The organism is Candidatus Krumholzibacteriia bacterium (assembly GCA_030748535.1).
Classification (GTDB): domain Bacteria; phylum Krumholzibacteriota; class Krumholzibacteriia; order JACNKJ01; family JACNKJ01; genus JASMLU01.
Window position 1 is genome coordinate 182,006 of sequence record JASMLU010000001.1, and the last position, 25,375, is coordinate 207,380.

Genomic DNA, 25,375 nt, shown 5'->3' on the forward strand with positions numbered 1-25,375 from the left:
GTGCGGTTCAGCCGCAGAGGGCTATCAGTACGATCTCAAGCGACTTTAGTGTACCATAGTGACCGGAAGCGGTCACGGCAGATTTGAGCTAAAAAAACCCGCCGAAGCGGGTGGGGAGCGGGAAACGGGACTCGAACCCGCGACCACCAGCTTGGGAAGCTGATGCTCTACCAACTGAGCTATTCCCGCAGAAATACGAAGCTAGCAACAGGAAGTATTGAAGTCAAGATGCGAGCCAGTGGCGGATTTCTCTCGCCCCGTCCCCCCGCAAGTCCTGAATGATCAGATCGAATTCCTGCTTGCGAAACCAGATTTCCTGCCTGCGTGCATACTGACGGGTCCGGATCAGAATCTTCTCTCTTGCCTCCTTGAGAGAAAGATCACCGCGAAGAATAGCCAGAACCTCCGGATAACCAAGAGTCTGCATGCCCGGTGCTTCCGGGTTCACACCGCTCTCCATAAGCTCTCGAACTTCCGCCTGCCATGATCCGTCGAGCATTCGATCCAAGCGGTCTTCGATATTCTGATGCAAGGCAGAGCGCGCACAGCTGAGAAGAACTCGCTTCCATTCGACATCTTCCGGACTCTCACGCCCTTTCCGATGATGATCCGTCAGGGTTTCCCCGGTAGCCAAATAGACTTCCAGAGCCCGGAGAATCCTCTGGCGGTCATTTTGATGGATTCTCTCAGCGCTTTCAGGATCCGCACTACTGAGTTGATTTCGAAGCTCTTCCGTGCTCAGGCTCTCGATCCTCTTTCGAATTTCCCGGGTCTTTGAACGAGAAACGCTGAGGGGAGAAAGCCCTTCCATCAGGCTCTTCAGATAGAAGCCGGTCCCTCCTACCACTATGGGAGTTTGATCTGCCTTCTCCCGGAGAACGCTCAGAGCATTACGGGAGAAGCCCTGCGCGGACCACTGTTCGTCTGGAGAAAGAAAGTTCTGGAAATGGTGAGGAACTGCCGCCTTATCCTCAGGGCTTGCCTGAGCGGTTCCCACTCTCAGTCCCTGATAGACCTGACGGCTGTCAGCGGAAATGATGTCTCTTGAATACTCCCGGGCAAGTTCCATGGCCAGCGTACTCTTGCCCGTGGCCGTCGCCCCGGCCAGAATCAGAACCTTCACTTCTTCTCCGAAACACTGTCGGGAATTTTACGATGAAAGCGTTTTTCCAGTTCTTCCCTTCCAATCCGGATGATGATCGGCCTTCCGTGAGGGCAGGTGTAGGGCTGAGTGGTCTGGAATAGACGGGTTACCAGAATATCCATTTCTTCGTCCCGCATGGCTTCACCCGCCTTGATTGCATTCTTGCAGGAGTACGTGGCAAGCGCAGTCTCCCGCTTCTTGCCCAAGTCTCCGGTTTCCTCGGAGATATCGTGGAGGATATCGCGAATGGCACTGCCCTCATCCCAGCGGCTTACTGTCTCAGGAATGGCCTCCACCAACAAGGTGCTGGGCCCAAACTCGCTCATGCGATAACCAATTTCCTGGAAAAACTCCGACCCCTCTCGCCAAGCCTCCATTTCCGGGGGACTCAGTTCAAGCTTGTGTGGAAACAGTAGTTCCTGTTGCTTCGGAGCAAGGCCCGACAGATTTGCCAGGGCCTGATCAAAGAGAACCCTCTCATGAGCATTGTGCTGGTCAATGATCACAAGCCCGCCCCCGATTCGGGTCAGGATGAAAGTGTTCTGCAAGTGCCAGAAGGATCTCTCCTCACTTCGTTCCGGCGCTGAATCCCCTGTCTCCCGAAGATCCATGGGAGGAGTTGGCCTGGCAGGGGCTTGATATCCGGAATGTGAATGACCGGGAAAAGAAAGTGCTGACTGCTTTCTACCACCGGGCAGGCGTTCCGGGCCGAGAAGAAGAGATTCTTTCTCCCGAAGGCGGGATGCAAGATCTCCCCCACTGCCGATGGCCTGTTTCAATGCTCGGGTAAAGAGTGAGTGCAGGCGGGAGGGATTCCGGAATCGAACTTCTCTCTTACTCGGATGGACATTGACATCCACTTCTTCTCCGGGAAGTTCCAGAAACAGGACGCAGGAGGGAAAGCGCCCCGGTGGGAGGACATCACGGTAGGCCTGGGAGATCGCATGGCGAAGAGAGTCATCGCGGATCGGTCGCCTTCCCAGGAAGACATATTGCTGGCTTCGGTTTCCCCGGCTACTCAGGGGAAGACTGCAAAGGCCCGTCAAGCGGTAGGACTCATCTTCTCCCTCAAGGTCCACCATGTGGCGAAGGGCTTCCCTTCCCAAAACAGCTTCGGCACGTTCCCGAATCGTCCGGCACTCAGGGTATTGCAGTTTCTCTTTCCCATCTTCCAGAAAGCGAAAGGCTATCTCCGGGTGAGCAAGGACATACTGCTGGAAGATCTGGAGGATCGCGCGTTTTTCGGAGTTCTCGCTCTTGAGGAATTTCTTGCGAACCGGGATTTGAGCAAAGAGGTCCTTCATGACGACCGTGCAGCCGGTTTCTCTGGCCTGTGGACGGGGCTCCTCAAGCTTCCCATGGAAAGAACGGATGCTCCAGGCACTTTCCTCTTCCTCCGTCCGGCTCGTCAGGGAGAGATCGGAGACAGAGGCCATGGAAGCGAGTGCCTCTCCACGAAAACCAAAGCTGGACACCCCTTCTATATCATCAAGAGCGCGGATCTTGCTGGTGGAATGGCGGCTCAGCGCCTCCTGCAATTCCTCCCGGGGGATGCCGATCCCATTGTCGCTCAGGCGAAGGAGGGAAACTCCCCCACCTGCTATCTCCACCTCCACCTGATCTGCGCCCGCATCCAGAGCGTTCTCCAGAAGCTCTTTCAGTGCTGCGGCAGGCCTTTCAATCACCTCGCCGGCGGCAATCCTGTTGACGGTCTCAGCCGAGAGAGCCTGAATCGGGGTTCTCACACTTTCCCTCCCGGCGTATATCCCTTTCGAGCCAGCTGCTCCATGGCCTTGCGAATGAGAAGAGAGGCAGAGTTTCCATCCTGGGGAAAGAGGGACTGAACCACGAGTACTTTCCAGGGCCCTCCCTCCAGTCGGGAAGTACAGTCCTCAAGTGCTGACTGAAGGCGCCTTTTCAATAGGCGAGACTGCTCCAGAGTCTCCGGGGCAAGGTGAAGCATTACTCCCTCCGGACTCAGCCCCCAGGTATCGGTCTTCCTGCCGATTTCAGCAGGGAGGTTCAAAAGAGGTTCCTCCTGAAAGTGGGAAACCTGCAGGCAGTTCTGTTCTTCATCAAGAAAGAGAAAGAGGCTCAGGCAGAAACCCAAATGATACCGCTGGCTGCGGAGGATCTCCCGGCGTAGCTCGCGGGCAAATGCGGGGAAGCTTGATCTTGCGGGTGGGCTTGCCCTTCTTTCTTCCTTCGGGGGAATCGACACCTCCGTTTCCTCCTGAAAAAAGCGGTTCTGGACTTCCGAAGGCAGCAATCGGGGAAGGCCGCCCCAGGCTTGCGTGGGTGCCTGTTCCACTACCAGATAGTCGGCAATGCCGGCCCACTCGGGACAATGATCCGGGCGGAGAATGGGAAGGCCGGAAATCTCGGCATAGAGCCGAAGATCTTCATCCTGCCCGAGAGGGATGATTCCAAGGATCTCTGCTCGGCCTTCCATGCGAAGCCGCGTCAAAAGAGACAGAAGCTCATGGTCGGTTCCCATCAGGATCAGGCGAGTCATGATTCTTCCTCCCGGTTCAGGCGCTCCCGGTACTCCGAGATCAGGGACAAGGCATCCAGAGGAGTCAGGCGTTCCGGGTCTAGGCTCCGGATCTCATCAAGAACCGGGTGCCCCTCGGAAGGAAAGAGAGTCATCTGCTCCCGCTGTGAGGGAACCGGCTTCCCGCCTTCTGCGAAATGGGCATCCCTCTCCATTTTTTCCAAAATCCGGAAGGCTCTCTCGGTGACTTTTCCGGGAATCCCGGCAAGGCGGGCCACCTGTATTCCATAACTCCGGCCGGCCGCTCCGGGCTCCACCTTTCGAAGGAAGATAATCTCCTCCTGCCATTCCTTCACGCTCACATGAAAGTTGTGAAGCCTTGGCAGATCCTTCTCCAGGCTTGTCAGTTCGTGATAGTGAGTAGCAAAAAGAGTCTTTGGATTCGGGTGAGAAGAGGAGTGCAGATGCTCCAGAACCGCCCAGGCAAGACTGAGTCCATCGTAGGTGCTGGTACCTCTCCCAATCTCATCCATAATCACCAGACTGCGACTCGTAAGGTTACGGAGGATGTAGGCCGTCTCTTCCATCTCGACCAGGAAAGTAGATTGCCCGCGGGCAAGATTGTCGCTGGCCCCCACCCGGGTGAAAATCTTGTCAGTGATCCCGATTCTCGCAGAATCGGCCGGTACGAAGCTCCCCATCTGCGCCATCAGAACGATGAGCGCGTTCATTCTCAGATACGTCGATTTGCCGCCCATATTGGGACCGGTCAAGAGAGTGATCTGATGTCGCTCGGGGTGCATCTCCAGGTCATTGCGGATAAAATTCTCATCCTGCAACATTTCCACAACGGGATGGCGCCCTCCCAGAATCTCCAGAACTGGCTCCTGTTCAAGAACTGGACGCTGATATCTTTGCAGGGAGGCAAGTTCAGCAAGCGAGGCGAGAAGATCCAGCGCAGCGAGATGCCGTCCATTTGACTGAATGGTCTCGCGAAACTCCCAGGAGCGGGCCCGAAGGCTCTCAAAGATTTCCTTCTCCCGCTGAATCCTCTTTTCCTCTGCACCGAGGATTTCCTCTTCCCTGCTTTTCAACTCAGGAGTTGCGTAGCGCTGGCTGGAAGTCAGCGTCTGTTTGACAATGTAGTCTTCGGGGACCTTGTCCACATGGGATTTGCCAATCTCGATGTAGTAGCCAAAGACCCGGTTGTAGCCGATCTTGAGTTTCTGGATTCCGCTTCTCTTGCGTTCCTTATCCTGAAGAGACAGGATCCAGTCCCTTCCCTCTTCGCTCAGGGACCGTAAACGATCCAGCTCTGAATCAAACCCTGGACGGATCAGGTTTCCTTCATACAGGTGAGCAGGAAGCTCATCCAGGAGCGCTTCCTCGAGGAGCTTGCGGATCTCAGTAAGCTCATCAATGGAATCCCGCAGTCTCCCAATCTCGCCACCTTCCACTTCAGTGAGAAGATTGCGGATGCCCGGCAGGAGAGCCAGAGCCTGAGAGAGAGACTTCAGATCCCGGGGTCTTGCCTTCCTCTCATTCAAACGACTCACCAGGCGCTCCAGATCCGCACAGGGTTTCAGTTCTCCGGCCAGTTCATTTCTCAGAGAACTCCTGTCGAGGAAAAGGGCGATTGCATCCTGTCGGTCTTCAATGGATCTGATATCCAGAAGAGGCGCCAGAAGCCAACGAGAAAGGAGACGCGATCCCATGGGACTAACGCAATGATCCATGACTCCGAGGAGAGTCGCACTTCGATCCTCACCGCGCATGGGGCGAATGAGTTCCAGGTTGTCGACAGTCAGGCGGTCGAGAACCATAATCTCATCCTGTCTCAGGAATTCGACATGGTCAAAGAAGGAAAGATCTTCGGATTTCAGAGAGCGTAGGTATTGAAGAAGAGCCCCGAGGGCACGCAGGAGAGGTTCCTCCCCCTCACGGATTCCCATCAGCGTGCTGTCAGAAACAGAAAAGTGCTGTCTTAAAAAGGCCTCGCATTCCCCTTCCTGAAAGTGCCAGGCGGAGGAAGTGCTGAAATGAATATCGGGATAGAGGTTTCTCAATTCCTGCAAGAGACCCTGCCCCACCATCTCCTCCGGGAAAAGGAACTCCTGAACATTGAAACGGCTCGGCAGACCCAGCAACTGGGAAGGGTGCTCCTGGCCTGCAATCAGTTCCCCCGTTGAGACATCTCCCAAGACAAAGCCAGCAGAATCCTGTTCCGGGAAGACCGACATGCAGTAGGCGCCCTGCTCTCTTGGCAGAAACTCCTCGAGGGTGAGAGTCCCGGGAGTGATCACCTCCAGAACTTCCCTCTTTACGACGCCCTTTGCGGTGGCAGGATCTTCTACCTGCTCACAAATCGCAACGCTACAGCCCGCGGCGATCAGACGATGGATGTAGGTATTCACGGAGTGATGGGGAACTCCAGCCAAGGGGATTGGATTACCCTGACTCGAGCCTCGGGTGGTCAGTGCGATTCCCAGAATCCGACTGGCCTCGACCGCATCGTCATAGAAAGTCTCGTAGAAGTCCCCCATACGATAGAGTAGAATCTGGCCCTGATGCTGGGCCTTGATCCGCTGGTACTGCTCCATCATGGGAGTGAGGCTCTTTTTTGCCCGACTCAAGGAGACTCCTTCTCGGAGGTAATCGCAAAGTTCAGTCCGAAACGATCCCGAGCCTCTTGCCCGATGGATCTTGCCTCCTCTCTGCTGAGACAGGGCAAAGAGCAGACACGATACAAATGTACTCCCTCCCGCTCAAAGCGGAGAATCTCCGCCTCCAGCCCATAGCCTGCGAGAATGTGGATCTGTTTTTTCGCGCCCGCAGGGTCGCGGAAGGCTCCCCATTGTACCCGAAAGCCTTCCCCCGTGGGAGAGGGAAATTCACCGATTTCCTTGCCCGCCTCCGGATGCCGGGCAAGGAGCTCCTTTCCGGGAGGGACAAAGATCGAGGAAGGATGCTTCTGAAAGAGCCGGTTAAGAGCCTTTTGAGACAGTTCGTAATCCTCTGTCTCGAAATGGAAAAGAGCAAGCCAGTAGAGTGACTCCGGATCGTCCCCCAAGAGCTGGGACTTCCACTCCCGCAATTCCTCTTCCGACCAGTCCTGCCTGGAATTCAACCTCAATTGAAGGGGAAGGTCGGGACCCTTTTCGGGCAAGGTCACTTTGACTTGCTTCTTTGACACGGCAAGAAGGGATCGCAGGTGCAGGGGACTCTTCTGAATGGAAGGCTCTGCAATCAGGGACTGGTAGAGCCCCGCAGCGAAACGGTAGGCAGGGTGCGCATTATTTGTGGCAACGGTGTCAGGCAAGGCAGGCCAGGAAAATGCAGTGTCTGCCAAGGAAGCGGAAGGAAGCAGAAATGCAAGAAGCAGGATGCTAGACAGGAATATGATCAGCGGACTCCTGAGTAATCGGATCATAACTGTTGAAGCCATGGCAAGCGGGACAATACCAGCGGGGGCCGCTGTGGCGGCTTCCACAATTTCTGCAGCGGTAGAGAGACGGGAGAGGACCGGACGAGTTCCACTTCTCCAGCCACTGCATTGCAAGTTCCGGTTTGTCCCACTCCAGAAGGATTCGACTGGCCTTCACCGCGTCAATGGAGTGAGAATTGAGATTCGAGTCCAGGAGGCGAATCGCATCTTCGCGGCTACCCCTCTTGTCGAGAATTGCAGCAAGCGCAAAACGGGCTGGCCAGAAACCAGGATCCTTGCTGAGGACCTCCTGGTAGACGAACTGGATCTCGTGAAAACGGCCGAGATCAAAGAAGAGCTTCTCCATCTTCGGGTAGTCATGTTCTGAGCCCTGAGCAGCCGTGAGTGCCATAGTCTGGATCTCATCGGCAGCTTCCTGATCCTTGCCTTCCTGATGAAAGAGATCCGCAGAAAGGCGTAGAGCGGGGATGCAGGCAGGATTCAGTTTCAGGGCTTCCTGCAAAGCCTTGCGGCCTTCCTTCCACTGCTGATCATGGATCTTCTGGCGTGCGCCTTCCGTGAGAAGGATCGCCATCTCATCAGTCTGGTCCTCACCCTCCAGACGATGCGCCTTGCGAAGCTCTGCTTGGGCTTTCTCCAGTTCCATCTTGTGGAGGAAAACCTGACTCATCCTGCGTGCAATCGATGGGTCGCGAGAATCAAGGCGTCTCAATTCTTCCAGTTGACCCAGGGCCTCATCCCATCGGTTGGCGGCGAGATAATCGTCGGCTAGGCTCGCCAGAATCCTTGCTCGATCCTGATCGTGCGCATCTCTTCGAATCTCCAGAGAGCGATGAATGTGAATGGCTTTCTTGAACTGTCCTTGAGAGCGGTACAGATCTCCCAGTCGCAGAAATGCATCCACTCCCCCCTGACCGGACTGAACAGCCAACTGCAACTGGGCAATGGCAGAGGAGAGGTCTCCATCGGCCAGAAACTCCAGAGCCAGGAGGTGGTGGTCCTTCGAAAGAGTCGCCCTGCGGCGGGAAGTCTTTCGACGCAAATAGAGGGCAACAAGCACCAGAAGAAGTGCTGCAAGAATGAGAAAATAGAGGAAGAGAAGCTTCATCTAGTTTTCCTCGTAAGGAGCGTCCTCAAAGTCCTGGTCCTGAAAACCCTCTTCAATGGACAGGTTTCTTAATTCCTTCAGTTCCTCAAGAAGGGAGTTCTCTTTTCTCCTCGTTTTGCGAAGTTCCGCACGAAGGGACAGCTCTTTTGCTACGGAGAAGAAGTACTGGAAAATCGCACCAAGCAGGAAAAAGAGGACAATCAGAAGAGGAAGAGGGATTTCCTTGTAGACCTTGAAACCGAGAGACAGAGTAGTCTTCTCCGTCGCATTGAAGATACCGAGAAAGAGAATACACGCTACTACCAGAAGAATAAAGAAACGCTTCAAGACCCACATCTTTCCTCCTGAGATCAGAGCAATTCTCCGGTCAGGGTTCCCCCCTTGAAACCGGTAATTCGAGCGACCGCAAAATCGCCAATCGCTGTTCCCTTTTTCGGGTCTACAATGACCCGCATATTGTTACGAGTCCTGCCCCGAAGCTGATTCTTGGCTTTTTTGCTCTCTTCATCAAGCAATATCTCAAGTTCCTCTCCCACTTGCGCCTGAAGAAGACGAACTGTTGTGGCTTCCTGTAGTTCCATCAAGCGGGCAAGCCTTTCGGATTTCACAGATTCGGGGACATCGTCCTCGCTCCGGCAGGCCAATGTCCCTTCTCGAGGAGAATACTTGAAGAGAAAGGAAGACACAAATTTCTGCCGTTCCATCAGTTGAAGAGTCGCCTGGAAATCATCTTCCTGCTCTCCGGGAAACCCGACAATGAGATCGGTGGAAAACTGTAAGCCGTCGATTCTCTCCCTCCCGGCCAAGAGAATTGCCTCATATTGAGCAAGGTCATAATGGCGGTTCATCTTCCTTAGAACCCGGTCGCTCCCACTTTGGACTGGTAAATGAATCCGGTTCTCCACTTTCGGAAGATCTGCAATGGCATCAAAGACCTGTTCATTGAGGTCTGTTGGATAACTGGTCATGAAGCGGATTCGCTTGATCCCGTCAATGCAGGAGACATTCCGAAGCAGCGAAACGAAGTCATCTCCCCCATGCTGGTAACTACTGATGGTCTGGCCCAGGAGAGTGATTTCAAATCCTCCTGCCTCCGAGATCGACCGGGCTTCCCTCAGAATGATTTCCATGGGCTTGCTTCGCTCTCTTCCTCTCGTGAAAGGGACGATGCAGTAGGAACAGAATTTGTCACATCCATGCATTACGGCCAGATAATGAGAACCCCCGGGCGGCATCTGTTTGGGTCGTGCCTCATAGGTCACCACATGGTCAAAGTCGGTAAAGTAGAGGGACGGCTTTTTCTGAAGTGCAAGATCGATAATCTCCGGTAGTCTTTGGTACTGATCCGTACCCACCACGAAATCGAGTCGTGAGTGCTTTTCCTGAAGAAGACTCTCACCCAGCCTCTGAGCCATGCACCCAAGAAGACCGATCATCCCCTCCTGTCGTCGTGCAACTCTCTCACCCCAGAGCTGGTTGATCCGCCCCCGCACGCGTTGCTCCGCGTTGTCCCGCACAGAACAGGTGTTGATCAGAATCAGGTCTGACATCTCTGCACTCGCCACTTTCCTGAGTCCCATCCCCTGCAGAACATCGTCAATGACCTGTGAGTCATAGAAGTTCATCTGGCAGCCATAGGTTTCTATGTAGAATGTTTTCATTGCCCGGACTCCCCCACGATCCGGGTCGCCGTCAATCCATCGCTCTCAAGACCCGAGACCTTCATGCTCCTGATCTCCCCGGCGTGAACCCCTTCTGCGGAAAAGGTAACTTTCAGGTAATTCTCACTACGGCCTCTCATCATCCCTCCGGGAAGCGGGGTTTCGGCAAGCACCTGAAGCGTTTTACCTGTCTGAGTCTTCCGATATTCATCTTCCTTGTCACGAAACATGTCTCTCAGAATCGCTCCCCTCCTCATGGCAAGGGAGCGGTCGACCTTCCCTTCCAGAGTGCTGGCCACCGTGCCGGGGCGGGGAGAGTAAGGAAAGACATGCGCATAATGAAGAGGGAGAGACTGGAGAAAAGTAAGAGTTGTCATGAAGGAGTTTCCCGACTCCCCGGGATAACCGGTAATCACATCCGTACCGACGCAGACATTGCTCACGGCAGAACAGATCCTCTCCAAAGTTTCCCGATACTCTGCACTTGTGTAGGGACGCTTCATGGAACGCAGAATCCCGTCATCACCGCTTTGCAGGGAAACATGAAAATGCGGACAGAGTCGCTCTGGCTCCGATTGAAAGAGATCCAGTAGCTCGCTGCTCACATGCTTTGGAAGCATGGAGCCCAAGCGGAAGCGAACATCCCGGGTCTTGTCCAGAAGCATCGAGAGCAGTTCTGGAAGCCGCCCTCCTTTTGAATCGGGGTCCCGGTAAAGCCCCAATTGAATGCCGGAGAGAACGACTTCATGAAATCCGTTTTCCTGCAAAGCATGAACGCGGCTCAAACACTCCCTTGAGGAGCGGCTCCGACTATTACCGCGAGCAAGAGGAACGATGCAGAAAGAGCAACGAAGATTACAGCCGTCCTGGATTTTCAGGATCGCGCGTCCGCGTCCATCAAAACGGGTAATGAGAAGATCCTCCAGTTTCTCCTGAGCCGGCTCTTCTGGAACATCCTCTCCCGAGAGAATGCCGGGGATCGCCATCTTCTGGTTATTTCCCAAAACCTGGGGAGAACCTTCCATGCTTCTGACTTCCTCAGGATCAATCTCAGCCTTGCACCCTGTGACCAGAATTCTGGTCTTCGGAGTGATTCTTGCGGTCTTTCGTAGCAGTTTCCGAAGATCCCGGTCACTGGCTTCGGTCACAGTACAGGAATTGACCACGAGAAGATCCGGTTCATCGCTGGGCCTCACCAGTTCCCATCCGCGGGCAAGAAGGTCCTCAATAAGAACCTGCGTCTCATACTGATTCACCTTGCAACCCTGGGTCACAAGAGCGACTCGCACTGGAGTTTCAAAGCTCAGTTTATCCATAGATAAAAAAAGGGAGGCGGAGTTTTCTCCGCCTCCCTGAATACCCGAGGTTTCTCAGGACTCTTCGTCAGGAGTCTCCGGTTCTTCCGATGACTCTTCCTGAGAAGACTCTGCTGCTTCCGGCTCGGGATCGGCACTTGCCTCCGGAGCTGCTTCCACTTCGGGAGCCGCCGCTTCCGGCTCGGGATCAGCACTTGCCTCCGGAGCTGCTTCCGCTTCGGGAGCCGCTGCTTCCGGTTCGGGATCGGCACTTGCCTCCGGAGCTGCTTCCGCTTCGGGGGCCGCCGCTTCCGGCTCATTCAGATCAAGATCATCTGACGCCATTTCCTCATCTTCATCGCCCTCCTCCTTGGGAGGAGGTGTGAAGCGAGGTTCCCCAAACTTGTCCATGAATTCCTGGAAGGCTTCCGCCCCTTCCTCACGGAGACGCTCCGTGACGGAAAGAACGATCCTTCTGCCATCATGGTCAATGTTGATCACCTTCATGGGAAGCTCTTCGCCTTCGGCAAAGTGCTCGGCAGGGCGCTTGATGCTTCGGTCCCCCAGGTGGCTGACCGGGATGAAGCCTTCAACGCCATCCTCCACTTCCACGACCACGCCTCTTTCCAGAGGGCGGCAGACCTTCGCCATAAGGAAGGTTCCTTCCGTGTACTTGGCCGTGAGGTCGAACCAGGGGTCCGGAGCCAGCTGCTTGATGCCGAGACTGATCCGCCGAATGGACTTGTTGATGTCCAGAACGACGACTTCGATTTCCGTCCCCTTCTCGAGAACCTCTTTGGGGTGGCGAACCCGGCGAGTCCAGCTCATGTCACTAATGTGCACCAGGCCGTCAATTCCCTCTTCCAGTTCCACAAAGGCTCCGAAATTGGTGAGGTTGCGAACCTGTCCGCGCACGATCGAACCAATGGGGTACTTCTCATCAAGAGTGTCCCAGGGATCCGGTTCGATTTGCTTGAGACCGAGACTGATCTTCTCGTTATCCTTATCCACTGCAAGGACCACGGCCTCGATGGCCTCCCCGATTTCTACGATCTTGCTCGGATGCTTCACGTGGCGAGTCCAACTCATCTCACTGATGTGAATCAGGCCTTCGATGCCCTTCTCCAACTCAATGAAAGCACCGTAATCGGTGATGGAGACGACCTTGCCCTTGATGCGAGATTCCACCGGATACTTTTCGGCGACATTTTCCCAAGGATAGCCGGTCAACTGCTTGAGTCCGAGGCTGATCCTCTCACGATCCAGATCGATATCGAGAACCTTGACCTCGATTTCCTCCCCAATGTTCACCAGTTCACTGGGATGGCCACTGCGCCCCCAACTCATGTCGGTCAGGTGCAGAAGACCATCGATTCCACCAAGGTCGACAAAGGCGCCGAAGTCGGTGATGTTCTTGACCAGACCCTTGCGGACCTGCCCCTTTTCCAGTTCCTCGATAAGGGAAGCCTTCAACTTGTTGCGCTCTTCTTCCAGAACGACGCGGCGGCTGACCACGATGTTCCGGCGGCGCTTGTTCAGCTTGATGATCTTGAACTCGAAGGTCTGCTTGAGCAGGGCTTCGAGATCGGGAACCTGCCGAAGAGCCACCTGACTTCCCGGCAGGAAGGCATCCACGCCCATCAGTTTGACGACCAAACCACCCTTGATCCGGCGGTCGATCATCCCTTCCACGATTTCATTGCTGTCGTAGGAGTCCTTGATCTTGTCCCAGACCTTCAGGAAATCAGCCTTTTCCTTCGAAAGGACCAGAAGTCCCTGATCATCTTCCAGGCTTTCGAGGAAGACATCGACTTCATCGCCAGCCTGGACGTTCTCTGCTCCCCCGAACTGGGAAAGCGGAAGGAAACCCTCACTCTTGAAGCCCACATTGATCTGCACTTCACTGTCGCCGACATGGATGATCGTGCCGGAGACAATCTGGCCTTCCTTGATATCCTTCAATGTGGATTCATATTCGAGCATCATCTTTTCGAAGTTATCAGGATCCTGCTTCGCATCCTCGCCTATTTCCAGGCTTTCAATCTCGAAACCAAGACGCTCATTCAGCTTGAGAGCCTTGCTGTCTATATTACTGCCTGCCGTGGCAGTCTCGATGGAAGCGGAGTCCTTGTCACCCCCTTCCTGGGCGGATTTTTCGGAAATCGGGTCCATCCCGGTTTCCGCGGGGGTATTACTTTCGAAATCCATGAGCGGATCATCCTCCTGAAAAGGTTACAGTTACGCCTTCCGGCACGGGGCCGGGAAACGGAATCACATTAGTCCATAAGCCAGCGAAATGCAAGGGGATCAGGGGCCTCCGGCTTCCTCCTGTAGCTTTGCGATTTCCGCCATTACACCCTCTCCGAAGATCTCGTAAAGCTCGCGTCCCTCAAGGCCGCGATCCCGGAGCGGCTGAATGTGAAGAGGGCGACCGAGATAGACGTCAATTCGGCGAATTCGGAAAATGGCAGACAACCAGGAGCGGGTGCCCCGAATAAAAACCGGCTGAACGGGACAGGAGGACTCATGGGCAACGAGACCCATCCCGAACTTGGCCTTCCCCAAACGTCCCAAGGGTTTACGGGTCCCTTCCGGGAAAAAGAAGACCGTTCCGCCCTCTTCCAAGGCCTCTCGGAGTTGGTCGAAACATACCCGGTCAAAGGTGCCTCGACTAATTGGAACGGTATTGAAGTAGGCGATAAAGGCTCCAAACAGGCGGTTCCGAAAGAGTTCCCGCTTGGCAACATAGGTCAACTCCCGCTTGACCGATGGACCGGAGATGGGAGGATCCAGCCAGGCGATGTGATTACAGGCCAGAATCAGCCCCCCCTTCCTGGGAGCTCGTTCCCGATAGTGGTAGCGTGCCCCGAAAAGACCTCTCGCAAGGAAGTTGACAGTGTGCCAGACAACTCGGTAGATCCATCTCATGGACGGGATTCGAGGGTTTCTGTCACCCATTGTCTCAGGGTCATAGAGAAGCTCATCCGGGCTAACTCGTAAGGGAGGGGTTTTCTTCAGGGCCAGCCGGGTCACTTCCTCTATCTGTTGCTCGATGCTCATGAGGGAATTGTCAAGTTCAATGGCATCCTCCGCACGGACAAGGGGAGAGTGCTCTCTCTCGGAGTCGATGCGATCCCTGCACTTCAACTCACTTTGCACCTCGTCCACTCCCACCTGGCGCCCCCTCTCCCCGAACTCCTGAGCCCGTCGCTGAGCTCTCACCGCCGGGTCGGACTTCAGAAAGATCTTGAGTTCCGCATCCGGGAAAACCACCGTCCCCATGTCCCGACCCTCCGCGACAAGATTCTTGCCTCTCGCATAAGACTGCTGAAGCTTCACCATGAAGCGGCGAAGGGAGGGAAGGGCACTGTAGGCGCTGACCATGCCGGCGACCTTCTCATCGCGAATCTCTTCACTGATATTCTCGCCGTCCAGGCGGAGAATCGCTTTCCCTTTGTAATACCGGTATTTCAAATCGAGGGAATCCAGAAAACGAAGCAGCTCTTCTCCCTCTTCCGGAGGAAGATCCGCACGCATTGCGGCCAGAGTCACACTGCGATAGAGGGATCCTGTATCGAGATAATCGAAACCCAGAGCCCGGGCGACCCCCCTTGCCGTGGTACTTTTTCCACTGGCGGCGGGACCATCGATCGCAACGATCATCTTTCCTCCTCCACTTCCAATGCGCGATTTGTGAACCTGCGGATCAATCCGGGAAACTCGGGAAAGCTGGTTCTGACTGACTCCACTCCGTGGATCCTGGTCTCGCCCCTTGCAATCAGCGCCATGACCGCAGCCGCCATGGCCATTCTGTGGTCGCCCCCGGAGTCAAATTCACAGGCTCGAAGCTGCGAAGAACCTTCAATAAAGAGGCTGTCTCCCTCCACACGAGCCTTCGCGTGGAAGGCCTGAAGCATGGCAAGGGTCTTTTCCAGACGGTCGCTTTCCTTGAAGCGCAACTCCCCGAGGCCGTGGATTCGGGTTTCCCCCAGGGCACGACTTGCCAGAGCCGCGATCACCGGAACCTCATCAATCAGGGAAGGAATCTCACCGGCAGAAATCTCCGTAGCCTTCAGGCTCGAGTGCTGCACAAGAATGTCCGCATAAGGCTCCCCCGCACTTTCACCAGGATGGTAAAAGGCAAAGTGCCCACCCATCCTTTCCAGAACAGAGAGCATCCCGGTCCGGGTGGGATTTGTACTGATCCCCTTGACCACAATGCTGCCCCCCTCCACGAGAGTAGCGGCCGCCGCCAGGAAGGCAAGAGAGGAAAAGTCTCCCGGGATACGGAGGGATACGGAACGAGGGAGTTGGGGCCCTGTAATTCGGATGCGGTGCTCAGCGTCTCTCTGGAGTTGCACCCCCATCGACTGCAACATCCTCTCGGTGTGATCCCTGCTGAGGACCGGTTCATAAAAGCGGGACTCACCCTCTGCTCGCATGGCAGCAAGCAGAAAGGCACTCTTCACCTGTGCGCTGGAAACATGGCTCTCATAGACACAGGCTTGAAGAGGTCCCCCACAAATGGAGAAAGGCGGAGTTCCGGAATCCGGAAGATGAACACGAGCACCCAAGGCTTCCAGAGGCTGCTGTATCCGGACCATGGGACGTTTTCGCAGGGATTCATCCCCGTCAAGACGGGATTCAAAGGGCTGGCTCGCCAATAGCCCGGCAAGCAGACGGATCGTGGTTCCTGAATTGCCAGCATCGAGGATTTCAGCCGGTGCAAGGAATTTCCCGGCACAACCTTCGACCCTCCAGGAATGCTTCTCCTCAAGAGTTTCCATTCGGGCCCCGAGAGATTCCAAAAGGAGGCGGGTTCTCTCGCAGTCTTCACCGGCATTCACATTCCGGATCTCCGCCACGCCCTCAGCCATCGCATTCAAAAGGTAGGCGCGATGAGTCAGGGACTTGTCTCCACTCGCCTTCCAGCGCCCACGACACTTCTTCGCCTTGTGCACCCGGTAAAACAACTCAGCTCCGACTCTTCGTTTGGATCAGTTCCTTCAGGACATGCATAAGGCGGTTGTTTTCATATTCCAGGCCGACACTGATTCGAACCGCATTCTCACGGCCTCCAAAAGACTCCATGGGGCGAATGATGACTCCCCGGTCAAGAAGTGACTCGAAGATCTCTTTCGAGTCCAGGGGGAGAAAAGCGAAGACGAAATTCGTCTGGCTCGGGAGAACTTCGCATCCCATTTCGCAGAACTTCTTCGTGATATAGTCTCTGCCAAGGCTGTTCTCCTTGCGAATCCACTCCACTCGCTCCTCTTCCTTGAGAGCTGCCATGGCCGCAACCTGAGAAAGGGAATTGACATTAAAAGGAGGACGGCCCCTCTCCAGAAGATCCACCAGTTTCGGGTGGCTGATGGAATATCCGACACGCAAGCCGGCCAGCGAGTGAATCTTGGAAAAGGTTCGAAGAAGAATCAGGTTGGGATACTGCTCCAGCCACTCCAGAGTCCTGGGATAATCCTCTGCGTCCACATATTCCACATAGGCTTCATCCACGACCACGAGGACATTCTCCGGAACCCGGTCAAGAAAGTCCTTTAGCTCACTTTCAGTATTGTAGGTTCCCGTGGGGTTATTCGGATTGCAGACAAAGACCAGCTTCGTGTTTTCATTGATGGCCTCTGCCATGGCAGGCAGGTCATGCCTTGAGTTGGCGCCCAGAGGGACAGGAACTCCCGTCCCCAGTGACAACTGGCTCACGATAGAGTAGGCCAAAAAGGAGGGCACAGCGTAGACGATTTCCTCGCCCTTATTGACAAAGAGCTCGGCAAGGAAATAGAGGATCTCCACCGAACCGTTGGCAATAAAGATTCGCTCACTGTCCAGGCCCAGATGCTTGGAAAGAGCCTTGTGAAGGTAGTAGGCACTGTCATCAGGGTAGCGGTTGAGTTCGCGAATGGACCGGTCGAGAACCTCGAGAACCCGTTGCCCCGGCCCATGCGGGTTTTCATTGGAAGCCAACTTGACGACTTCAGCGAGCCCCCGCTCTCTTTGCAATTCTGCCATCGGCTTGCCCGGGATGTATCGCTTTACATCCAGAACTTCATCGCGTGCGAGATTCTTGAAATCCATGGTCCCTCCCCAATGCTTCGATGAAACTAGCTCAGACCGAGGCGATCTTTCAAGCCTGCGATTTCATTGGGACTCAAGGGGCGAATCTCACCTTCGGGGAGGCCTCCGAGCTTCAGGGGCCCCATGGCTACTCTCCTCAAGTCCACAACGCGTCGCTGGAGTGACTCAAACATCCTCCGGATCTGTCGCTTCCGGCCTTCCCGCAAAGTTACCTCATAGATGGCACGACCCCTGAGAGCGCGGATCTTGCAAGGACTTGTCTGCCCGTCGGAGAGCGTGAGACCCCGCTCGAAACGCTTCATCTGGGTTCGGGTGATGGGGAGATTGATGCGGACTTCGTAGACCTTTTCCACCTTGAAACGGGGGTGAAGGAGACGGTAGGAGAGATCGCCGTCGTTGCTGAGGAGAAGAAGGCCGCGGCTTTTCTTGTCGAGCCTTCCCACCGGGTAAACCCGTTCCTTGACCCCCGCATCACGGGCCAGATCAAGAACATTCTTTCCCCCATGAGGATCCTTGACCGTGGACAGAATTCCAGCCGGCTTGTTCAGCAAGTAGATTCGGGAGGGTGCCAGGGAAACTCGCATGCCATCAAGCTCAACCCCTGTGCTTGAAACTTCAACCGACATCCCGGGAGTCAAAACGGTCTCTCCGTCCACCTTGACCCGGCCAGCCTTGATGATCTCGTCACTGGCGCGACGACTGGCGATACCGGCAAGGGCCAGGTAGCGGTTCAGTCGGTAGCGCTTCACTCCTCCCCCGGTTCCGAAGTCGCGGGAACAGGCTCCGGGTGAAGGGGAATCACTTCTGCTTCCTTTGTCAACACGACATTGGTCTTGCCTTCAAGAGCGGTTTTCTCATCCTCATAGGCATCCTGAAGAATCCGGTCCATCTCCACGGATTCCTCTTCCTGAGTCTCTTCTACCGGCAACTCGTGCTCCTGATTCAGAAGAGTCTGGATTTCCTCAATCCCTTCCAGGAACATCTTTCTTCGTTCTTCCGGAAGTGCGGGAGTAGCCAGAAGATCAGCCGGAGGCGTCAGAAGGGCTTCGATCTCCGCCATGTTGGGAAGATCCCCGAGTTCGTTGATTCCAAGATGGGAGAGGAAGTTCTCGGTCGTGGAATACAAGAGGGGACGCCCCACCGTCTCTGCGCGCCCCGTGATTTTCAGAAGCTCATGTTCCAGAAGTGTGGAAAGAGATGCACCGGAATTCACTCCCCGGACTTGTTCAATATCGAAACGAGTGCAGGGCTGCCGATAGGCAATGACCGCCAGGGTCTCCAGAGCAGCACGGGAGAGACGCGACTTCCTTCGCGTGTGCATCATCTTCTCGATGAGCTTCGAGTACTCCTTGCGCGTGACAATGCGCCACCCTCCCCCCAGTTCACTCAACTGGAAGGAACGCCCCTCCGAGTCGTAAGACTCTGCAAGCTCGGAAAGCGCTGAGCGCACCTCCCGCAATCCTGCATAGGGGATGATGGACTTGATTCTCTCTGCGGACAGAGCGTCCGGAGAGGCGAACAGAAGGGCCTCTACGGTCCTCAGTAAATCCTGACTCATTCTCTCACCCTTTCACTCAGGCGCCCGCAGCGCGGGCCATAACTGCCTCCTGTGCAGCCTCTTTTCTCTCAATCCAGATTTCAGCGAAATGACCCTGCTGAAGTACGCAGATCTCTCCGTCTCTCATCAACTCCAGAATGGCCATGAAGGTTACAATAGCATGGGTCCTTGTCAGGTCTTCCGAAAAGAGATCCCGGAAACGAAACCGGTCCCCGCTTCTCACCCTTTCGCGAAGCAGATCGCTCTTTTCCTCAATCGTGACCTTTTCCAGTTCTACATGATGTTGGGCTTCCCTTTCGGACATCTCCCCCATCACATTTCGAAGCGCACGAAGCAGATCCATGGTGTCAAAAGACAGGACACTCTCAGTACTACGAAGGTCCCCCAGGGGAATGTCCGGGACATAGTCGTGCAGTTGACTTCGATCCTCTGCAAGATCCCGAAGCTGCCCTGCGATTTCCCGGTACTTCTTGTACTCTTCCAGTTGCTGTACAAGACCCGATCTCGGATCCTCCCCCTCCTCTTCCCCGTGCCGGGGCAGAAGCATACGACTCTTGATTCTCAGAAGGGTGGCCGCCATCAAGAGGTACTCTCCGGCGCTATCCAATTCCAGAATCCGGTGCTCCTCCAATTGCCCGAGGAACTGCTCCGTAATGTCCGCAATAGGAATCTCCGTAATCTCTATCTCATTCTTTCGAATCAGATAGAGAAGCAGGTCGAGGGGACCTTCAAAGAGTTCCAGACGGACAGAATAGGACATGAACCTTCCAATCGCTTGGCAGACAAGCAAAAAGAGCATTCTGTTCAGGTTTCGTCAAAGGATTTCTCCCGGTCCGGGTGCAATTCCTCGCTTTTTTCACTGAAATCTCCCGCCCGGGGATGAAAACTGCGGTGAACTTCCCGAAGGTAGATTCTGTCCACCTGAGTGTAGATCTGTGTCGTTGCAATGGATGCATGACCCAGCATTTCCTGCACGGAGCGCAGATCGGCGCCTCCCTCCAGCAGGTGAGTCGCAAAGGAGTGTCGCAGACTGTGGGGACGCACTCTCGTCCCGAGTCCCGCCTCCCGGGAGATCTCCTTGAGGATCTTCCACCAGCCCACGCGGCTGAGCGTAGAGCCGCGATAATTGAGAAAGACCCGGGGCGGGGAATCCGGTTTTGCAAGCTGGGGTCTCTCCTTCTTCAGATAATTCTCCAGTGAAATGCGGGCCATGCGACCGAGAGGTAGCCAGCGTTGCTTGCTCCCCTTTCCGGTTACTCTCAGGAGATCTTCTTCCAGAAAGAGATCCGCAAGAGGGAGGTCCACGGTTTCACTGGCACGTAAACCCGCTCCGTAGGCAAGTTCCAGAAGAGCCGCATTCCGAAGAGGAAAACTCCGGGACCTTCCGGCCACGTCAATCAGGGTTTCTATCTCCCCGGGCTGCAGAACATCGGGAAGAGTGGCGGGCAGTCTGGGAGAGTCGATCCAGTCCACGGGCGAGTCTTTTCGCTCTCCTTCCCGCAACAGAAAGCGAAAGAAACTGCGCCAGGAGCTCAGGAGACGGGCGCGACTTCGAGCCTTCAGGCCGCGCTTGTCCGCTTCCGACAGTGCCTCGCGAAGTTCCTCCGGTCCGATTTCCAGAGGGCTCGGGGAATGAGGTGCCAGAAGTTCCAGATCCCTGCGATAGGCCTCCAGAGTATGAGAGGATAGATTCCGCTCTACCAGGAGCATGTCCATCCATGCGTCACAGAATCGAAGCCACTCAGGTTTCATTTCCCTCCTTCAGACTTTCGATCACCTGTCTGGCGAGGGCTTCCCCGAAACCGGGAACCTGCATTAACTCATCCAGTGCGGCAGCGCGAATCCTGCGAAGATCCTTGAAGTGCTTCAGAAGAGCATCCCGCCGTGCAGGGCCAAGACCGGGAATGGAGTCCAGTTCCGAGGAGAGACTCCGTTTCCCACGCCTCTTGCGATGGAACTCCACTGCGAAACGATGGGACTCATTGCGTACCTGTTGCAGTAGCTTCAAAGCAGCGGAAGAAGGAGGGAGAATCAGCGGACTCTCAGGACGCTCAGCCTGATAGACCGTTTCCTCCTTCTTGGCCAGGGAAATCAAGGTCTGGCCCTCTACTTCAAGTTCTTCAAGAGCCGAGAAAGCCGAGGACAGTTGACCCTTTCCTCCATCGATCAAAAGGAGATCGGGGAAGTCTTCCTTTCTTTCCTTCAAAGCCCGGTAGCGGCGAAGTACAACTTCGCGAATCGACGCAAAGTCATCCTGGCCTGTGCCGGTGCGAATCCGGAAATGCCGATACTGGGATCTCTGCGGGACTCCGTCTCGATATCTGACAAGCGAAGCTACCAGCTCCACATCTCCTGTATTGGAAATGTCAATCCCGTCAATGAGTCGGGGCAAGAAGGGGATCTGAAGGACATCCCGAAGTTCGAAGATTTCCGGAGGCACCTTGCCGGCCCTGCCCGGACCGGTCATCAGTAGCTCGTCGAGTTTCGTGCGGGCATTGTCCTCGGCCATGAGAAGAAGGGACTTCCCGAGGCCCCGCAGTGGAACCCGTACCTTGACTCTTTGCTCAAAGCGCAGCTCTAACCAGGACTCAAGAAGCGGAGCTTCCTCCAGATGATGGGGAATCAGGATCTCGCCCGGGCACTGAAGAACCCTGTCGTAGAATTGCTTGAGGAATGCAAGAAGCACTTCATCGTCAGACTCTTCCAGACTGTTCCGGAAGGTAAAAGTCTCACTGGCCATCAACTTCCCGGACCGGATTCGCATCAGGACGAGACAGGACTCCCTTCCATCCCGGGCCATTGCGATGGCATCCCGATCCCCTCCCCCATAGATCTCTGCCCGCTGATGACGCCTCATCTTCTCCAAGCCGTCGAGAGTGTCCCGATGTCTTGCGGCCTCTTCATAGCGAAGTTCCTCTGAAGACGACTCCATCTTGCCTCGAGTTTCCTCAATGAGATGCTCCACCTTTCCAGACAGACAGAGAATCACCCGATCCACATCAGCGCGATAGTGATCCACCGACTGGCGACCTGTACAGGGCGCCTTGCAACGGTCTATGTGGTAGTAAAGGCATTCCCGGTCGAGGCTCTGGAAACGGACATCCCCGGGACAGTCACGAATCGGGAAGAGACTCTTCAGGATTCTCAGCGTGGCTTTCAGGCTTCCGAGATCCGTATAGGGTCCGAAGTAGCGGCTCCTCTTTTCATCGATTGAGCGTGTCAGGAAAACCCGAGGCAGTTCCTCTTCCAGACTGACCCGCACATAGGGATAGCTCTTGTCGTCCTTGAGGCGAATGTTGTAGGGAGGAGAATGTTCCTTGATGAAGTTGTTCTCTGCGAGCAGGGCTTCCAGGTCATTTTCGAAGACGAGGTAATCGATGTCTGCGATCTTCCTCACCAGAAGTCGAATCCGATGCGGGGTCTGAGCCCTGGAGAAATAGGAGGCCACTCTGCTGGACAGCTTGCGAGCCTTGCCGACATAGAGGATCTTGCCGCTGGAGTCCTTGAAAAAGTAAACCCCGGGGGAAGGCGGAATGCGCCGCAGCTTTTCTGAAAGACGGGCCGGGAGTGTCAACAGCGACTCCTTTTCCCGAGACTAGGACGGAACTCCCACATTGACAAGAGCTTTGCCCCCCTTGACAGTCTCGAGACCTCTTGCTAACTTGCCGTTTCCAAGCGATATCAGGAGATAAAGGAATGCCTCATCACAAGTCATGTAAGAAGAGACTGAAGACCAGTAACAAGAAGCGCCTCTACAATCGCGCTTACAAGACCGAGTTACGCCACAAGGTTCGTGATTTCCGTGCTCTGATGGATGCGGAACAGGCCACCGGCGAACTCCCCGGTCTTGTCTCCATGCTTGATCGCCTGTGCAAGAAAGGGATCCTGAAGAAGGAGACCGCAAGCAGGCTCAAGAGTCGCCTCTATTCCCATTGCAATTCTCTGGGCTAGAGAACTCTTCCGATTTCTACTCCCCCTTCGGGGGTTTTTTTTTGTCCAGTAATTCCTCCAGCAGGCCCGAAGTCAGGGGATGCTTCGCCGCAGCGGAGTCTCTCATCCCCTCCAGAAACAACTCGGCACCCTGATTCCCCGCCTCCCGGTATCGCAGGGCCTGAAAGGCAAACTCCAGAGCATCAATCGCATGAACCAGCGATGCTTCCGGACTCTCTCCTTTCATGAGTTCCTCCAGAACCTCCCGTCCCTTTCCAGGAAGTCCTTCCCACTGGGAATTCTGAATCGCTTCTTCTGCTTCCAGAACCCTCTCCAGCCCGAGCCACTTCTTGAAGGGTGTGGGAATGTCGCCCAGCTTTGCTTCATGGAAATCATGAAGCAGTCCCATCAGGAGAGCTTTCCCTGAATCCAGCCCCTCTCTCTCGGCAATTTGCCAGGCAAGGAGCCCGACAGCAAAGCTGTGATCCGCCACGGATTCGGGTCTCTCTATGCCAATGCGAAACCAGCCACTGCGAGGGCATCTTTTGAGATCCAGAAGATCATGGACCCATTCATCGAAGTTCTTCATGTTCCTCTTCCCCGGCCTCTTCTGTGGAATCCACTGCCGTCTCCGTAGTCTCATTCATGAAAGGAAATGTAAGGGTGGGAAGAGTCAGGGTTCCCCCCGGTTCAAGATACAGGGGACCGGACTCCAGCCAGGCAGGATCACCGGAAGCATCCCAGAGCGAATCTCCTCCCAGATCCTTGTACAAAAAGAGCGCCCAGTTTCCGGGAAGCACCCTTCGAAACTCAAAATCCCCCATCTCTCTCAGGGCAAGAGTCAGGGTGTCAGGGGGAGTTTGAAGAGTCTGCCGGAGTTTCTCAGACCAAAGGGAAGCATCCTTGTCCGGGATGGAATCCTCTTCCATGCGAAGGGAATCCGGAAAGAGACGCAGGAAGTAGAGACCCGGCAGTGTATCGAGACAGGCAAAGCGTCCGCTGATCTTCCCGGGCTCGTTGGGGTCGATTACATTCAGGCGAAAACCGAATTTCCGGGGTTCCTCGGGGAGAAGGAAGAGAGAGTCCTGAAGAGAATCCGCAAAGTCCACTTCGGGTTGATAGAGGCTGTCACCATCGACATCCTCAAAGGCGAAGAGAAGCAGCTCTCTTCCATCGACCGGAAGGTGTCTGAAGAGAAAGTCGCCGCGGGGAGCTACCTGAAAGCGATGGAGTTCCCCTTCCTTGTCCCGGAGAATCACCTTCATGTTCCGGGAACTCTTTCCCTTGAAACTCACCTGCCCCCCCAGCCATCCGGGCAGGAGATCCTGCCCCGTGGAAAAGTGGAAGACCTGCCATTCTCCCTGGACTCGGGCATTGCGATCCTTCCAGCCCGGCTTCAGGTAGATCGCCACCGTGCTGTCCTCCGGGAAGGAATCCCAGAGCTGAACCTGGAGTAAGGTGTCTCCCTCCCAGTGCAGGGAACGAAAGAGCCGGGGAGGGTCTGACTCCAGAGCTTCCTCCACCGAGAGCGGGTCAACCGGCTCACTGAAGAGTAGTTCATAATCCGCAATCAGGCCCTGCATTCGACTCTCATTCTCCGGGCTGCTTCTCAAGAGAACGGGGGAAGTTTCGTCCACCGGTCCCCCCGGAGGAGGTTCCATCTGCGCGCAAGCGGCAAGAGCAGCAAGAAACGCGAGGAAGAGAATCGACAGGATTTGCTTCATCACATAACCAGAGTCAGGATGGCTCTTTGTGCGTGGAGACGGTTTTCTGCTTCGTCAAAGACCACCGACCGGGGACCGTCGAGAACTTCATCCGTAATCTCATCGCCCCGGTGAGCCGGCAGACAATGCATTACAATCGTGTCCTTTTTTCCGGTTTTTTCTAGCAGGGACTGATTCACCTGATAGGGAGCAAAGACGGCTTTTCTCGCTTCCGTCTCCTCTTCCTGCCCCATGCTGGCCCAAACATCCGTGTAAATCACATCGGCACCATCCACGGCCCTTGCAGGGTCCAGAATGTTCTCATAGCGCAGGGAAGGCTGAATCTTGCGCGCATTGTCCAGAACCTCCTGACTGGGTTCATATCCTGATGGATTGGAGATCACCAACTCGAAAGGAAAGCGTGCAGCCGCATGAATCCAGCTGTTCGCCATGTTGTTTCCATCTCCCAGGTAGACCACCCGCAGGTTTTCCAAAGTTCCCTTGTGCTCCAGAATCGTCTGCAAATCCGCCATGACCTGGCAGGGATGCAGGAGATCCGTCAGACCATTGATTACGGGAATGTGCGTTGCGTTTCTGGCAAGAGAAAGAGCCTGCTCATGGGCAAAGGTTCGAATCATGATTCCATCCACATAGCGTTCCATAACCCGGGCAACATCCTGGGGAGCTTCGCGACTGCCGAGACCAATCTCACGATCCGTAATGTAAAGGCTCAGCCCCCCCAGTTGCGTAATGGCAACTTCAAAACTCACACGAGTGCGCAGGCTGGGCTTGTGAAAGATCAGGGCCAGCGTCTTTCCGGCCTTCAGTGAACTCAGGTCTTCTCCCGCTTTCAGCTTTCGCTTCTGTTCCATAGCCAGTTCGAGAACATGGCTCAACTCATCGCTTCCCCAGTCTGCAATAGACAGAAAGTCCTTCGGGAATGTCAT

22 protein-coding genes and 1 tRNA gene are annotated in these 25,375 nt (G+C 55.1%); 1 reads left to right on the top strand and 22 read right to left on the bottom strand.

The window, feature by feature from the left end:
• Positions 1–116: 116 nt before the first annotated feature.
• The 19 genes from QGH30_00885 to uvrC form a co-directional block, all read right to left on the bottom strand.
• Positions 117–189: transfer RNA gene (locus QGH30_00885), tRNA-Gly, on the bottom strand.
• 34 nt (positions 190–223) lie between these two features.
• Positions 224–1,123 (bottom strand): tRNA (adenosine(37)-N6)-dimethylallyltransferase MiaA, encoded by a 900-nt coding sequence (gene miaA, locus QGH30_00890; GenBank protein MDP7020894.1) that lies wholly within the window; start codon positions 1,121–1,123, stop codon positions 224–226.
• Positions 1,120–2,889, bottom strand: coding sequence for a DNA mismatch repair endonuclease MutL (mutL, locus tag QGH30_00895; protein ID MDP7020895.1), 1,770 nt, complete (start codon positions 2,887–2,889; stop codon positions 1,120–1,122). The genes miaA and mutL overlap by 4 nt, the downstream gene beginning before the upstream one ends.
• A complete protein-coding gene (locus tag QGH30_00900) occupies positions 2,886–3,659 on the bottom strand; it encodes a hypothetical protein (GenBank protein ID MDP7020896.1) in 774 nt (257 codons plus the stop codon). The genes mutL and QGH30_00900 overlap by 4 nt, the downstream gene beginning before the upstream one ends.
• Complete coding sequence (gene mutS / locus QGH30_00905; GenBank protein MDP7020897.1) at positions 3,656–6,271, bottom strand: DNA mismatch repair protein MutS; 2,616 nt, start codon at positions 6,269–6,271, stop codon at positions 3,656–3,658. Before mutS ends, QGH30_00900 begins: the two co-directional genes overlap by 4 nt.
• Positions 6,268–6,957 (bottom strand): SPOR domain-containing protein, encoded by a 690-nt coding sequence (locus tag QGH30_00910; GenBank protein MDP7020898.1) that lies wholly within the window; start codon positions 6,955–6,957, stop codon positions 6,268–6,270. The genes mutS and QGH30_00910 overlap by 4 nt, the downstream gene beginning before the upstream one ends.
• Before the next feature lie 67 nt (positions 6,958–7,024).
• Complete coding sequence (locus tag QGH30_00915) at positions 7,025–8,191, bottom strand: tetratricopeptide repeat protein (protein ID MDP7020899.1); 1,167 nt, start codon at positions 8,189–8,191, stop codon at positions 7,025–7,027.
• Positions 8,192–8,527 carry a LapA family protein gene (locus tag QGH30_00920; protein ID MDP7020900.1) on the bottom strand — a complete coding sequence of 112 codons (336 nt, stop codon included), beginning with the start codon at positions 8,525–8,527 and terminating at the stop codon, positions 8,192–8,194.
• A 14-nt stretch (positions 8,528–8,541) separates the two neighbouring features.
• The gene (miaB, locus tag QGH30_00925) at positions 8,542–9,852 is read right to left on the bottom strand and encodes a tRNA (N6-isopentenyl adenosine(37)-C2)-methylthiotransferase MiaB (GenBank protein MDP7020901.1); all 1,311 of its coding nucleotides are present in this window, start codon (positions 9,850–9,852) and stop codon (positions 8,542–8,544) included.
• The gene (mtaB, locus tag QGH30_00930) at positions 9,849–11,168 is read right to left on the bottom strand and encodes a tRNA (N(6)-L-threonylcarbamoyladenosine(37)-C(2))-methylthiotransferase MtaB (GenBank protein MDP7020902.1); all 1,320 of its coding nucleotides are present in this window, start codon (positions 11,166–11,168) and stop codon (positions 9,849–9,851) included. Before mtaB ends, miaB begins: the two co-directional genes overlap by 4 nt.
• Before the next feature lie 54 nt (positions 11,169–11,222).
• Positions 11,223–13,355 carry a 30S ribosomal protein S1 gene (locus QGH30_00935; GenBank protein ID MDP7020903.1) on the bottom strand — a complete coding sequence of 711 codons (2,133 nt, stop codon included), beginning with the start codon at positions 13,353–13,355 and terminating at the stop codon, positions 11,223–11,225.
• Between the two features lie 99 nt (positions 13,356–13,454).
• The gene (gene cmk / locus QGH30_00940; protein MDP7020904.1) at positions 13,455–14,810 is read right to left on the bottom strand and encodes a (d)CMP kinase; all 1,356 of its coding nucleotides are present in this window, start codon (positions 14,808–14,810) and stop codon (positions 13,455–13,457) included.
• A complete protein-coding gene (aroA, locus tag QGH30_00945) occupies positions 14,807–16,108 on the bottom strand; it encodes a 3-phosphoshikimate 1-carboxyvinyltransferase (protein MDP7020905.1) in 1,302 nt (433 codons plus the stop codon). Before aroA ends, cmk begins: the two co-directional genes overlap by 4 nt.
• A gap of 13 nt (positions 16,109–16,121) precedes the next feature.
• Entirely contained in the window at positions 16,122–17,237 is a 1,116-nt protein-coding gene (gene hisC / locus QGH30_00950) for a histidinol-phosphate transaminase (protein MDP7020906.1), read from the bottom strand.
• 26 nt (positions 17,238–17,263) lie between these two features.
• Positions 17,264–17,986 (bottom strand): pseudouridine synthase, encoded by a 723-nt coding sequence (locus QGH30_00955; GenBank protein ID MDP7020907.1) that lies wholly within the window; start codon positions 17,984–17,986, stop codon positions 17,264–17,266.
• Entirely contained in the window at positions 17,983–18,795 is an 813-nt protein-coding gene (gene scpB, locus QGH30_00960; GenBank protein MDP7020908.1) for an SMC-Scp complex subunit ScpB, read from the bottom strand. The genes QGH30_00955 and scpB overlap by 4 nt, the downstream gene beginning before the upstream one ends.
• Before the next feature lie 16 nt (positions 18,796–18,811).
• Entirely contained in the window at positions 18,812–19,555 is a 744-nt protein-coding gene (locus QGH30_00965) for a segregation/condensation protein A (protein ID MDP7020909.1), read from the bottom strand.
• A gap of 44 nt (positions 19,556–19,599) precedes the next feature.
• Positions 19,600–20,547: a site-specific tyrosine recombinase gene (locus QGH30_00970; protein MDP7020910.1), complete on the bottom strand. Its 948-nt coding sequence runs from the start codon at positions 20,545–20,547 to the stop codon at positions 19,600–19,602.
• A complete protein-coding gene (uvrC, locus tag QGH30_00975) occupies positions 20,537–22,369 on the bottom strand; it encodes an excinuclease ABC subunit UvrC (GenBank protein ID MDP7020911.1) in 1,833 nt (610 codons plus the stop codon). The genes QGH30_00970 and uvrC overlap by 11 nt, the downstream gene beginning before the upstream one ends.
• Before the next feature lie 122 nt (positions 22,370–22,491).
• On the opposite strand from uvrC, the gene rpsT reads away from it, so the two are divergent.
• Entirely contained in the window at positions 22,492–22,746 is a 255-nt protein-coding gene (rpsT, locus tag QGH30_00980) for a 30S ribosomal protein S20 (GenBank protein ID MDP7020912.1), read from the top strand.
• A gap of 16 nt (positions 22,747–22,762) precedes the next feature.
• Here rpsT and QGH30_00985 read toward each other — a convergent pair whose 3' ends face one another.
• Genes QGH30_00985 through argF form a run of 3 tightly spaced genes read right to left on the bottom strand, consistent with a single transcriptional unit; the run spans position 22,763 to position 25,375 of the window.
• Positions 22,763–23,314: an HD family hydrolase gene (locus QGH30_00985; GenBank protein ID MDP7020913.1), complete on the bottom strand. Its 552-nt coding sequence runs from the start codon at positions 23,312–23,314 to the stop codon at positions 22,763–22,765.
• Positions 23,298–24,449: a hypothetical protein gene (locus QGH30_00990; protein MDP7020914.1), complete on the bottom strand. Its 1,152-nt coding sequence runs from the start codon at positions 24,447–24,449 to the stop codon at positions 23,298–23,300. Before QGH30_00990 ends, QGH30_00985 begins: the two co-directional genes overlap by 17 nt.
• Entirely contained in the window at positions 24,449–25,375 is a 927-nt protein-coding gene (gene argF / locus QGH30_00995) for an ornithine carbamoyltransferase (GenBank protein MDP7020915.1), read from the bottom strand. The genes QGH30_00990 and argF overlap by 1 nt, the downstream gene beginning before the upstream one ends.

Coding starts and splice junctions, on each gene's coding strand:
- QGH30_00900 (MDP7020896.1), bottom strand. CDS start 3,659: ATGACTCGCCTGATCCTGATGGGAACCGACCATGAGCTTCTGTCTCTT.
- QGH30_00915 (MDP7020899.1), bottom strand. CDS start 8,191: ATGAAGCTTCTCTTCCTCTATTTTCTCATTCTTGCAGCACTTCTTCTG.
- QGH30_00920 (MDP7020900.1), bottom strand. CDS start 8,527: ATGTGGGTCTTGAAGCGTTTCTTTATTCTTCTGGTAGTAGCGTGTATT.
- miaB (MDP7020901.1), bottom strand. CDS start 9,852: ATGAAAACATTCTACATAGAAACCTATGGCTGCCAGATGAACTTCTAT.
- mtaB (MDP7020902.1), bottom strand. CDS start 11,168: ATGGATAAACTGAGCTTTGAAACTCCAGTGCGAGTCGCTCTTGTGACC.
- QGH30_00935 (MDP7020903.1), bottom strand. CDS start 13,355: ATGGATTTCGAAAGTAATACCCCCGCGGAAACCGGGATGGACCCGATT.
- cmk (MDP7020904.1), bottom strand. CDS start 14,810: ATGATCGTTGCGATCGATGGTCCCGCCGCCAGTGGAAAAAGTACCACG.
- hisC (MDP7020906.1), bottom strand. CDS start 17,237: ATGGATTTCAAGAATCTCGCACGCGATGAAGTTCTGGATGTAAAGCGA.
- scpB (MDP7020908.1), bottom strand. CDS start 18,795: ATGAGTCAGGATTTACTGAGGACCGTAGAGGCCCTTCTGTTCGCCTCT.
- QGH30_00965 (MDP7020909.1), bottom strand. CDS start 19,555: ATGTCCTATTCTGTCCGTCTGGAACTCTTTGAAGGTCCCCTCGACCTG.
- QGH30_00970 (MDP7020910.1), bottom strand. CDS start 20,547: ATGAAACCTGAGTGGCTTCGATTCTGTGACGCATGGATGGACATGCTC.
- rpsT (MDP7020912.1), top strand. CDS start 22,492: ATGCCTCATCACAAGTCATGTAAGAAGAGACTGAAGACCAGTAACAAG.
- QGH30_00985 (MDP7020913.1), bottom strand. CDS start 23,314: ATGAAGAACTTCGATGAATGGGTCCATGATCTTCTGGATCTCAAAAGA.
- QGH30_00990 (MDP7020914.1), bottom strand. CDS start 24,449: ATGAAGCAAATCCTGTCGATTCTCTTCCTCGCGTTTCTTGCTGCTCTT.
- argF (MDP7020915.1), bottom strand. CDS start 25,375: ATGACATTCCCGAAGGACTTTCTGTCTATTGCAGACTGGGGAAGCGAT.